This is a genomic window from Brenneria corticis, from assembly GCF_003115855.1.
Taxonomy (GTDB): Bacteria; Pseudomonadota; Gammaproteobacteria; order Enterobacterales; family Enterobacteriaceae; genus Brenneria; species Brenneria corticis.
This window is the reverse complement of sequence record NZ_KZ819075.1, coordinates 196,302-208,178: the sequence shown is the minus strand read 5'-3', so window position 1 is coordinate 208,178 and position 11,877 is coordinate 196,302. Positions and strand designations below refer to the sequence as shown.

Below are 11,877 nucleotides of genomic sequence, written 5' to 3'. Positions count from 1 at the left end.
TATGAAACCGCATGTCGTACTGTATAAAAACATCCCCGCCGACCAGATGGCGCGTTTGCAAGAGCATTGCAACCTGACCTTTTTTGATGGCGTCACCGCGGAAAACCGGGATGATTTCATCCGGGCGTTGCAGCAGGCCGAGGGATTAATCGGCGCCAGCTGCCCGATTACCGCGGCCTATCTGGATCGGGCGCCGCGTCTGCGCGCCATCTCCACCATATCCGTCGGGGTCGATCAGTTCAGCGTGCCGGATCTCACTGACCGGGGGATTTTTTTGATGCACACGCCCGGCGTACTAACGGAGACCACCGCGGATACCATTTTTTTGCTGGTGCTGAACAGCGCCCGACGCGCGATTGAAATGGCCGAGCTGGTCAAACAGGGGCGCTGGACCCGCAGTATCGGCGCTGATTGTTACGGCACCGATGTGAACGGCAAGACCATCGGTATTCTGGGCATGGGGCGCATCGGTTATGCGGTGGCCAAACGCGCTCACGCCGGGTTCGGCATGTCCGTACTCTATTACAACGACGTCGCGCATCCGCTGGCGGAACAGACGCTGCACGCCCGCCGCCGCGATCTGGATGAACTGCTGGCGCAGTCCGATTTTGTCTGCGTGGTGCTGCCGCTGCTGCCGGAAACCACCAAATTCATCGGCAAGGAACAGCTGCGCAAGATGAAGTCCAGCGCCTTTTTGATCAACGGTTCGCGCGGAAAAATTGTTGACCAGGCGGCGCTGATTGAGGCGCTGCAGCAGGGGGTTATCAGAGGCGCCGGGCTGGATGTGTTCGAGCAGGAGCCGCTGCCTGCCGACTCTCCGCTGCTGTCGCTGCCGAATGTGGTCGCCTTGCCCCATATCGGTTCCGCGACCCATGAAACGCGCTATGCGATGGTGCGCTGCGCCGTAGACAATCTGTTCGCCGCCTTGCAGGGCGACGTCGCGCAAAACTGCGTCAATCCCACCGCCCGCGTTGGCGGATAATCAGCCAGGAGAGGAGGAGTAAGGGTATGCATCCTGTTATTCGCGGCGTCACCGAGCGGATCCGTCAGCGCAGTGAGCCAACCCGCCGGCGCTATGAGGCGCAGATGCAACGGCAGGCCGCGCTGGGCAGACCCCGGACCCATTTGGCCTGCGGCAATCTGGCCCATGTGATTGCCGCCTGCCCGCAGTCGCAGAAGTCGACCCTGATGGATATGACCCGCTGCAATGTGGCGATTGTCACCGCCTATAACGACATGCTGAGCGCTCACCAGCCTTATGCGGATTATCCGCGGCAGATCAAGGCGGCCGTCGCCGCGCTGGGGCATTCGGCGCAGGTGGCCGGCGGCGTGCCGGCGATGTGTGACGGCGTCACGCAGGGGCAGGATGGTATGGATTTATCGCTGTTTTCCCGTGATGTCATCGCGCAGGCGACGGCGGTGGCGCTGAGCCATAATGCGTTCGACGCCGCGCTATTGCTCGGTATCTGCGATAAAATCGCCCCCGGGCAACTGATGGGGGCGCTGTCCTTCGGTCATCTGCCGACGGCCTTCGTCCCGGCGGGGCCGATGAGCACCGGCATCGGCAATGATGAAAAGGTTCAGGTCAGGCAGCAATATGCCGCCCGTCAGGTCGGGCGCGAAGCGCTGCAGGCCATAGAGAATCAGGCCTACCACAGCCCGGGAACCTGCACCTTTTATGGCACGGCGAATACCAACCAACTGGTGTTCGAAGCCATGGGGCTGATGCTGCCCGGTTCGGCGTTTGTCGCGCCGGGCGATCCTCTGCGCCAGTTGTTGACCAGGGAAACCGCGTCGCTGATTACCACGCAGATTGCCGCAGGCTCTCGCTACCGCCCGCTGTGGCGCATCGTCGACGAACGCGCCTTGGTGAACGGCCTGGTCGCGCTGTTGGCGTCGGGCGGCAGCACCAATCACACCCTGCATCTGGTCGCCGTCGCTCGCGCCGCCGGGTTGCAGATTGGTTGGGATGATTTCAGCGATCTGTCGGACGTGGTGCCGTTGCTGGCTCGGGTTTATCCCAATGGTCCGGCGGATATCAATGCCTTTCAACAGGCGGGCGGCGTGCCGCTGCTGCTGAAACATCTCGACGATCGCGGGTTGCTGAACCGGGATGCGCAGGCGTTTTGCGGCGAGTTCAGCGCCCATTTCCGCCGGCCGGTAGTGGATAACGATAAGCTATGCTGGCAACGGCTCGACGATACCCGGTTGCCGGATGTGATTGCCCCGGCGGGGCAGGCGTTCAGCGACTCGGGCGGATTAAAGCTGTTATCGGGCAATCTGGGGCGGGCGGTGATCAAGGTCAGCGCGGTGGCGCCGGAGCATCGGGTGGTTGAAGCGCCGGCGCTGGTTTTCGACTCCCAGCATGAGGTCGAGGCCGCTTATAAGAACGGGGAACTGCAGAGGGACGCGGTTATCGTGGTGCGCTATAGCGGGCCTGCGGCCAACGGTATGCCGGAGCTGCATAAATTGATGCCGATCCTCGGCAACGTGCAGAAGGCGGGCTATAAGGTCGCGCTGGTGACCGACGGACGGCTGTCCGGGGCGTCCGGCAAAATTCCCGCCGCGCTGCACGTAACGCCGGAGGCCGCGAAAGGGGGCGCGCTGGCCCGCCTGAGGACGGGCGATCGGCTGCTGGTGGATGCGCTCGCCGGACGGCTGGAGGTATTGGACGATATTGGTCGGCGAGCGGCGGAAAAGCCCGATCTGCAAGAGCAGCACCGGGGGATGGGGCGCGAGCTTTTTTCCCTGTTCCGCCGCAATGTCTCCACCGCGGAACAGGGCGCCACGGTACTGTTCCCCGACGATGACGAACAGCAGGAGGTTGCCGTCAGGTAAGATATCGGCGCCATCCGCTTTCCCGGCGCCATGCCGGGAGCGCGGCAGGTTATTTATAGCGAGGTGGAGCCGCGGATAATCAATTCGCCGCTGAACAGATGCTGCGCCGGGGGATGTTCGGGATTATCCAGCTTATTCAGCAGACAGGTTACCGCCTTGCGCCCCATTTCGGCGGTCGGTTGGGAAACCGAGGTAATGCCCTTGCCGGCCAGCGCCGCCCATTCCAGGTTATCAAAGCTCAGAAAGCCGATATCCGCTCCCCAGTGCAGCCCCAGCCGATTCAATGCCTGAGCCACCTGCAGGGTGAGCACGCCGTTCGCGGCAATCACCGCTTTGCGCATGCCGCGGTGCCCGCTGCAGAACCCGGCGATCAACCGCTCAATCTCATCGGGGGCGGGCAGCAGCACCTCATGGCTTTCCGCGCTGATATGGGGATGTTGTTGCAGTATCTGATGAAAAGTCTGTAATCTTTCCTGACGGGTGCTGATATAGCGGGCGGGTTCGCTGAGAAACAGCAGCGCCTCGAATCCCTGGTTAATTAAATGGTCGGTAGCGAGCGCGGCGGCTTGAGGATTGTCCAGTCCCACCATATCGCAGGGGAAATCGTCGACTTTTCTGTCGATCAGAACAAAGGGCAGCGTGGTGGCCTTCAGCGCCTGGAGAAAGGCATCGTTGATCCCGGCCGAATTGATGATCAGCCCGTCCACCCGGTAACCATTCAGCAGGTTGAGATATTCGCACTCCAGTTCTATGCTGTTGCGCGAATTGCACACCACGGTCATAAAGCCATGCTGGTTGGCCTCCGCCTCGACGCCGCGCAGCACTTCAACGGAAAACGGGTTGCTGATATCGGCGATAATCAAACCGATTAACCGGGTTCGCCCATGCTTCAGGCTGCGGGCCATCTGATTCGGCCGGTACTCCAGCTCCCGTATGGCATTTTCAATACGCTGGCGGAGATCGTCCGACAGCAGATGAAATTCACCGCCCAGATAGCGTGAAATACTGGTTTTTCCCGCTTTGGCCCGGGCGGCGACATCCCGAATGGTGGCATAAGAACGTTTACGCCTGATTGGTTCGTTCACTCACTGCTCCTGATCCATGACATCAATGATGTCGGCATCGCGCTATGTTATAGAAAAAACCATCTTGTCTAAAGAATCTATACTGTAATGCAGGTCTTGCGCACGCCAGGCCGCAACGCGAAAACAGGCCGTCGATTGGACCGTTGACTACGTGAATTCTCCAGAGATATTTATTAATATCTTCCCAACTATAGATATTTTCGATAAAAGCCGATTATGCATATTACCTTACGCCAGTTAGAAGTTTTTACTGAAGTTCTGAAAAGCGGTTCGACAACTCAGGCTTCGGTGGTGCTCGCGCTCTCCCAGTCCGCCGTCAGCGCCGCGCTGGCCGATCTCGAAGGACAGTTGGGCGTTCAGTTATTTGACCGCGTTGGTAAACGGCTGGTGGTGAATGAGCACGGGCGCCTGCTTTATCCCAAGGCATTGTCATTACTTGAGCAATCGGTGGAGATTGAACAGCTTTTTCGCCGCGACAACGGCGCGTTGCGCATTTATGCCAGCAGCACCATCGGCAATTACCTGTTACCGGAAATGATTGCCCGCTATCGCCGGGATTTCCCCGATATCCCGCTGGAGCTGCATGTCGGCAACACGCTGGATGTGATTACCGGCGTTTCCGAATTCAGGGTCGATCTCGGGCTGATTGAAGGGCCGTGCCATCATCCCGATCTGGTGACGCAGCCCTGGCTGGAAGATGAGCTGGTGGTATTCTGCGCGCCGACCCATCCTCTCAGCCAACAGGACATTACGCTAACGTCGCTCGCCGAAGCGCCGTGGATCCTGCGCGAACGCGGCTCCGGAACGCGGGAAGTGCTGGATCATCTGCTGCTGGCGCGTCTGCCTCATTTTCATCTGGTGATGGAACTGGGCAATTCCGAGGCCATCAAACATGCGGTGCGTCACGGTATCGGGATTAGCTGCCTGTCGCGCCACGTTATTGCCGAACAGCTGGAGATCGGCACGCTGGTGGAACTCTCCGTTCCGTTGCCCAAGATGCTGCGTACGCTGTATCTGGTTCATCATCGCCAGAAACATATTTCAACGGTTTGGCAGCGTTTCCTGAGCTATTGCCGCGCGACGGCGTAGCCTTCGTTCTCCCTGCGCCGTTGCTAATAATCGGGCGCGAGTTATGAACCTCACTTATAACTCGGCGATCCAGACTATTCAGCATAAGGCTATTTGCTACAATCCCGCCTCGATTTTTAGTAAGAGCAGTCAGGATAATAATGGCTCAGCAAAACACTCAAAGTGACATTCAGGGGAAACCCACACTACGCCGCGAGCTTAAAGCCCGGCATTTGACGATGATCGCCATTGGCGGCTCGATTGGCACCGGGCTTTTCGTCGCTTCCGGCGCTACGGTTTCACAGGCGGGGCCGGGCGGCGCGCTGTTATCCTATGCCCTGATCGGCCTGATGGTTTACTTCCTGATGACCAGTCTGGGAGAGCTGGCGGCGTTTATGCCGACGTCCGGCTCATTTTCCACCTATGGCGCCCGCTACGTGGAAGAGGGCTTCGGCTTCGCGCTGGGATGGAATTACTGGTACAACTGGGCCGTTACCATCGCGGTCGACCTGGTCGCCGCCCAGTTGGTGATGGGATATTGGTTTCCGGAGGTGTCCGGCTGGATCTGGAGCGCGCTGTTCCTGGCCCTGATGTTCCTGCTGAACTACATTTCGGTAAAAGGATTCGGCGAAGCGGAATACTGGTTCTCGCTGATCAAGGTGACGACGGTCATTATCTTTATCGCCGTGGGGATTCTGATGATCGCCGGCATTCTGCGCGGCGCGGAAAACGCCGGCTTCCATAACTGGCAGATTGACGATGCGCCTTTTGCCGGCGGTTTCTCCGCCATGATCGGCGTGGCGATGATCGTCGGCTTTTCATTTCAGGGCACGGAGCTTATCGGCATTGCCGCCGGCGAGTCGAAGGATCCGCAGAAAAATATTCCCCGCGCGGTTCGTCAGGTATTCTGGCGTATTCTGCTGTTCTATATTTTCGCCATCCTGATCATCAGCCTGATCATTCCCTATACCGACCCCAGCCTGCTGCGCAACGATGTGAAAGATATTACCGTCAGCCCGTTTACCCTGGTGTTCCAGCATGCAGGGCTGCTGTCGGCGGCGGCGGTTATGAACGCGGTTATCCTGACGGCGGTGCTGTCCGCGGGCAACTCCGGCATGTACGCTTCGACGCGCATGCTGTTTACCCTGGCCTCGGAAGGCAAGGCGCCGCGTATTTTCGCCCGGCTGTCGAAAGGCGGCGTGCCGCGCAATGCGCTGTATGCAACCACGGTGGTGGCGGCGCTCTGTTTCCTGTCGTCGATGTACGGTAACCAGACGGTGTATCTGTGGCTGCTGAATACCTCGGGCATGACCGGGTTTATCGCCTGGCTGGGGATTGCCATCAGCCACTATCGCTTCCGTCGCGGTTACGTGATGCAGGGGCACGATCTTGACCGTCTTCCGTACCGTTCCGGTTTCTTCCCGCTGGGGCCGATCTTCGCCTTCGTGCTCTGCCTGATTATCACCCTCGGGCAAAACTATCAGGCTTTTCTGGAAGATAAGATCGACTGGTACGGCGTAACGGCAACCTATATCGGTATCCCATTGTTTTTATTGATTTGGTTTGGTTATAAACTTTCCCGCGGTACACGTTTTATTAAATATCGGGATATGACCTTCCCGGAAAGCAAATAAGCTCTATGCCCGCAGGTGTTGCTCTCAACATCTGGCGGGTATGACGCCGACTCTTATCGGGTTGTTTCACGTAGGTGGAACAACCCTTTTTTTATGCTGTTTTTATCCTTCCCAATTAATTTTTTCTAATCCGTTTCTGTGATCTGCTCCCCTGTCGTGGTTTAAATCATCGAAGTTGAACAAATTTATTCACTTGTTTTATTGGGCGTTTTTTATACGCCGAGATAAGGCTTATTAATGGTTTTTACTATCTTGTTGTTTTTATTAACATTAATATAATTAATATTATTTGTGAATGATTTTGTAAATGATATTTATTTCTATTTACAATTTGATTGAAATAATTACACTGGTTCTGACAAAAAAACTCAATGTGGCCTATCCGTTTTTAGAAGGACAAAAAACATGTCAATTAGTATAAAAAAATCAGTGGCACTGGCGCTCGCAGCAAGCGCATCGACATCCGTTATCGGCGCGACGCAGGATGATGTGCTGGTCGTTACGGCTTCCGGCTATGAACAAAAGATCACCGACGCCGCGGCCAGTATTTCGGTGATAAGTCAGGACGAACTGAGTAAACGCAAATTCAACGATCTGGCCGAGGCGCTGAGCGATGTGGAAGGCGTTGACGTGCGCAGTTCCACCGGAAAAACGGGCGGGCTGGATATCAGCATTCGTGGTATGCCTAGCGATTATACATTGATCCTGGTTGACGGCATTCGTCAGAACGGTACCTCGGACGTTACGCCGAACGGCTTCGGCACCATGAATACCAGCTTTATGCCGCCGCTGTCCGCCATTGAGCGCATTGAGGTTATTCGCGGGCCGATGTCCACCCTGTACGGCTCCGACGCCATGGGCGGGGTGGTGAATATCATTACCAAAAAGGTGGCGAAGGAGTGGTCCGGTTCGCTGTCCCTCGATCATGCTTTCCAGGAAGATACCAAATATGGCGATACCTCCAAATTCACCTTCTATTCCAGCGGCGCGCTGATTGAAGACAAGCTGGGGCTGGCGCTGCGCGGCAGCGTTTTCCGCCGCGACGCCTCAAGCGTGGAATCCTCGACCACCGGAACCGAACTTAGCAATCGCGGACCGAACCCGGTGAAATCGGATAACTATCTGCTTGGCGGCAAGCTGACCTGGGCGCTGGACGGGAGAAACTCTCTGTGGCTGGACGGCGAAATCGCCAACCAGAAATATGATAATAGCGAAGCGCAATTGGGAACGCTGGGCTCTGGTTCTCGAGGGGGCTATGAGGATACGCTGCGCTACCAGCGCCGCAAGGTAACGCTGGGCAGCGATAACCAACTGGATTTCGGTACCTGGAGTTCCAGCTTGTCTTATAACCAGACTGAAACAAAGGGGCGCTTAATTTCTGCGGGATCTGAAGTTCCGGCTGATGCGGTAGGGGATAAACGGCTGCTGAAAAATACCAATATTATTCTGGATACCAAACTGGTAGCGCCGCTGGGCGACAGCCATCTGCTTAGCGTCGGCGGCCAGTACTGGAATGCGACGATGAAGGACGGCATCGTGCAGGTGAAGACCGGGGAGAAATTCGAACAGGATACCTGGGCGCTGTTTGCCGAGGACGAGTGGCGGCTGCTGGACTCCCTGGCGCTGACCTACGGTGCTCGTTACGATCATCACGAGGTATTTGGCGGCAATGTGAGCCCGCGCTCCTATCTGGTATGGAATGCGTCGGACGACTGGACGGTGAAGGGGGGAGTAAGCACCGGCTATAAGGCACCTTCGATGTCCCGGTTGCATGATGGTGTGAGCGGCCTTACCGGTCAGGGTTCAGTTGTTACTATTGGTAATCCGGATCTGAATCCGGAGAAAAGCGTCAATACTGAAGTGGGCGTGTACTATGAGAACTATACCGGATTTGGTGCTAATGCGACTCTGTTCCATAATCGTTATCGCAATAAAATCGATAGCTATGATGTCGATTATAATGGTGGTACAGCCGTAAGTTATCGCAATATTGGTAAAGCGGTGACTCAAGGTCTGGAACTGGCGACCACCGTTCCGTTATGGTCGGAGGACTGGAAACTGAATCTGAACTACACCTTTACCGACAGTGAACAGAAGGATGGTGTAGACAAAGGCGCTCGCCTGACCAATACGCCGAAGCATATGGCTAATGCCCGCCTGAACTGGAACGTCAATGAGAAGCTTTCCACCTGGCTGAAGGCGGAATACCGCAGTAAAACGGCGCGTTTTACCTCGAATTATGAAAATCTCTCTGACGCTAACAAAGTAGTTCATGACAATTTAGGCTCTGACTTTAAGTCATTCACCGTATTTAATCTGGGCGGCTCCTATAAAGTATCGAAGGATGTCACCCTTAATGGAGCAGTTAACAACCTGCTGGATAAGGACTTTACCAAGACCCATGTCTTCGCGGTAGGAAGCGGCACCACAACGGCGGGGGATTACTTCACCTCCTCGCAGAGCACCGCCGGTTCCGTCTTGCCTGGCCGTAACTACTGGGTATCGGTAAATGTAACCTTCTGATAAGCCAGCCGGTGATGTGGGCGCCTAAAGTCCACATCACTTTTCCCGCCACTTCCCCTTCTGTTAGTCCGCAAAGATATTCCCAACGTCCTTATCCGTCTTGATGACCGGCATAGCCAGCGAAAATAAAGAGTATAGAAAGCCGCCAGTGCTATTTACGCCGGTTTTTTATAAAAAAACGATAATGAATGAAATTCATTATCGTTGACGTTGTTAATTTTCTTAATGCTGTCTACGCTGATAACCACTAATCGCGACGCATATATCAGCGCCAATAATAATAAGATTTATCACAAATTAAATTTAGTTCTAAATAATTAGCGTGCTATCATTTTGACGATATAAGCGAAAAAGTACCGTTGTTATTTCCCTGTGGAAAATTGCGCGGTTAGTTTTGGTAAGGGGATTTTGTTACTATCGCTATTAAACGCTTAACGTATAAATAATAAACAGGACACACGCAATGTTAAAAATTACCTTTTTAGATAAGGGCGCATTGCCTGAAACTATTTTTATGAAAAAAAATAGTTTCAGGCGACCGCAATGCCGCCATGAATGGATCGAATATAGTCATACTCCGCCTGAGCTGGTTATTGACAGGGCGAAAAACAGCGACATCATTATCACCAGTAAAACGGTATTGACGCGGGAAATCCTGTCGGCATTGCCCACGGTGAAACTGATTGCGGTAACGGCTACCGGCACCAATAACATTGATACCGTCGCCGCCGCGGAACTGGGCATCAGCGTAAAGAACGTAGCGAATTATTCCACCCAGGCGGTTTCCGAACACGCCATCGCCATGATTTTCGCGCTTAAGCATAGTCTGATGGGTTGGTATCGCGATCAGCTTGGCGATCGCTGGGCCAGTCAGCCTCAGTTTTCCTATTTTGACCATCCGGTAAAAGATATCGCCGGTTCAACGCTGGGAATCATTGGCGCCGGAGCCATTGGCCGCGAAGTGGCGCGCCTAGGCACGGCTCTGGGGATGAAAGTTCTATTCGCCGAACGCAGAGGCGTGGCGCAGTGCCGTCCGGGGTATTTACCCTTTGAACAGGTCATGCAGTCTGCGGATACCCTTTCCCTGCACTGCCCGTTAAGCGATGAAACCCGCTGTCTGATAAATTCACACACGCTGGCGTTGTGTAAGCCCACGGTGTCGATTATTAATACCGCCAGAGGGGGGCTGATTGATGAAGCCGCGCTATTGTCCGCCCTGAATCACCGCCGTATCGCCGGCGCGGCATTGGATTGTCTGACCCAGGAGCCGCCGACAAAAGATAATCCGTTAATGAGCGCGGCGAAAATATTGCCTAACCTGCTGATTACGCCTCATATCGGCTGGACCTCCGCCTCATCTCTACAGGAATTGATGGAAAAAACGGTTGAGAATATTGATGAGTTTGTTCAACAGAATGGATATTGATATCTGCCTATTAAGTTTAGCCGAAGGATATATCGTTCGGCTTTTTAGATAGGATTGGTCTCGGCCAGGTATCCCATAGCTGTAATATTGCGTACATAATACTCTTTTGGCATTTAATTGGACTGCTGCTTATTGGTTTGCGGTATCCACGTAAATGATTTTTATTTATGTGCCCTTATAAATTGTTCCGTCTTAAATAAGTGAGTTTACTATTTTTAGCGGTCATCCTTTTTTCCGATAAATGTCGCCATGGCAATAAATCGCCCGATAATCGCGCTGTAATAGCGATACGGGCGGCGGCAGGAGACGGCGCCAGGCTCACTGCCTGAGTCTGACATCGTCAGGCAGTGAGGGGCGGGGGGATTAGCGTTTCTGAATGTAGGTGATGGCCAGCGCCAGCGCCAGCACCAGGCCTTTGATGATATCCATGGCGTAGTATGGCACGGAAAGCATCACCAGCCCGTTTTGCAGTACGCCGAGAATCACCGCGCCGACCAGCGTTCCCAACGCATTCGGCTTGCCGGAACCCGCCAGCGAGAAACCGATATAGGCGGCGGCGACCGCGTCCATTAAATAGCCTCCGCCGGCGTTGACCTGTGAGGAGCCAATGCGCGAGGCCAGTAAAATCCCTCCCAGCGCCGCCAGCAGCGAAGAGAAGATATACGCCTGAACCCGATAGCGCGCCGTTCTGATGCCCGCCAGACGCGCCGCTTCCGGGTTGCCGCCGATGGCGTACATGCGGCGGCCGTGTTTGGTCAGCGACAGATAAAGTTGCACCACCAGCGTCACCACCAGCATGATGACGACAATTACCGGAACCTGCCCCAGCGTGGAGAAAAACTCGGGGATAAGGCCTTCGGCCATTTCGCCGCTGGGCAGCACCATATTCTGGGTGATGGAGCCGCCGTAGCTGTAGGTCATCGCCACGCCCTGAATGACGAACAGGCTGGCGAGCGTCGCCAGCATATCGGGGATTTTCAGCACCACGATCAGAAAGGCGTTGAACAGTCCCACCAGCGTACACAGCAGCAGCGTCAGGACGATGGCTCCCGTGGTGCCGAATCCATGCCAGACGAACAGCGAAATCACCAGCGCATTGGCAAGCGAAGCCGTCGAGCCGACGGAAAGGTCGAACCCGCCCACGGAGAGGGAAATGGACACGCCGATGGCGATCACCGTAACGATGGCGATAGAGCGCAGGATATTGATGATGTTGTAGGGATCGAGAAAGTTATCCGATGCCAGGCCGAAAAGGGTAATCAGCGCCAGAACGGTGATCAGCATGCCCCACTTGTACAAAAAC

General features: G+C 55.2%; 8 protein-coding genes. 6 read left to right on the top strand and 2 right to left on the bottom strand.

What is annotated here, in order from left to right; all coding sequences use genetic code 11:
- Nucleotide 1 precedes the first annotated feature (1 nt).
- Together DDT56_RS07585 and edd are read left to right on the top strand one after the other, a co-directional pair.
- Nucleotides 2–982 carry an NAD(P)-dependent oxidoreductase gene (locus tag DDT56_RS07585; RefSeq protein WP_136165852.1) on the top strand — a complete coding sequence of 327 codons (981 nt, stop codon included), beginning with the start codon at nt 2–4 and terminating at the stop codon, nt 980–982.
- 26 nt (nt 983–1,008) lie between these two features.
- The gene (gene edd, locus DDT56_RS07580) at nt 1,009–2,838 is read left to right on the top strand and encodes a phosphogluconate dehydratase (RefSeq protein WP_136165851.1); all 1,830 of its coding nucleotides are present in this window, start codon (nt 1,009–1,011) and stop codon (nt 2,836–2,838) included.
- 53 nt (nt 2,839–2,891) lie between these two features.
- Here the strand turns inward: edd and DDT56_RS07575 are convergent, their stop codons facing one another.
- Nucleotides 2,892–3,923, bottom strand: a complete 1,032-nt coding sequence (locus DDT56_RS07575) for a LacI family DNA-binding transcriptional regulator (RefSeq protein WP_246856742.1) — start codon at nt 3,921–3,923, stop codon at nt 2,892–2,894.
- Nucleotides 3,924–4,139: 216 nt separating this feature from the next.
- Between DDT56_RS07575 and yieE the strand changes: the two genes are divergently transcribed.
- The 4 genes from yieE to DDT56_RS07555 all read left to right on the top strand — a co-directional run bounded on the left by yieE (nt 4,140) and on the right by DDT56_RS07555 (nt 10,574).
- Nucleotides 4,140–5,012, top strand: coding sequence for a DNA-binding transcriptional regulator YeiE (yieE, locus tag DDT56_RS07570; RefSeq protein ID WP_136165850.1), 873 nt, complete (start codon nt 4,140–4,142; stop codon nt 5,010–5,012).
- A gap of 140 nt (nt 5,013–5,152) precedes the next feature.
- Nucleotides 5,153–6,625, top strand: a complete 1,473-nt coding sequence (locus DDT56_RS07565) for an amino acid permease (protein ID WP_136165849.1) — start codon at nt 5,153–5,155, stop codon at nt 6,623–6,625.
- A gap of 405 nt (nt 6,626–7,030) precedes the next feature.
- Nucleotides 7,031–9,148 carry a TonB-dependent receptor domain-containing protein gene (locus DDT56_RS07560; RefSeq protein WP_136165848.1) on the top strand — a complete coding sequence of 706 codons (2,118 nt, stop codon included), beginning with the start codon at nt 7,031–7,033 and terminating at the stop codon, nt 9,146–9,148.
- A gap of 463 nt (nt 9,149–9,611) precedes the next feature.
- Entirely contained in the window at nt 9,612–10,574 is a 963-nt protein-coding gene (locus DDT56_RS07555) for a 2-hydroxyacid dehydrogenase (RefSeq protein ID WP_136165847.1), read from the top strand.
- 363 nt (nt 10,575–10,937) lie between these two features.
- On the opposite strand, the gene DDT56_RS07550 is transcribed toward DDT56_RS07555, so the two are convergent.
- Nucleotides 10,938–11,858, bottom strand: a complete 921-nt coding sequence (locus tag DDT56_RS07550; RefSeq protein ID WP_246856746.1) for an ABC transporter permease — start codon at nt 11,856–11,858, stop codon at nt 10,938–10,940.
- Nucleotides 11,859–11,877 lie beyond the last annotated feature (19 nt).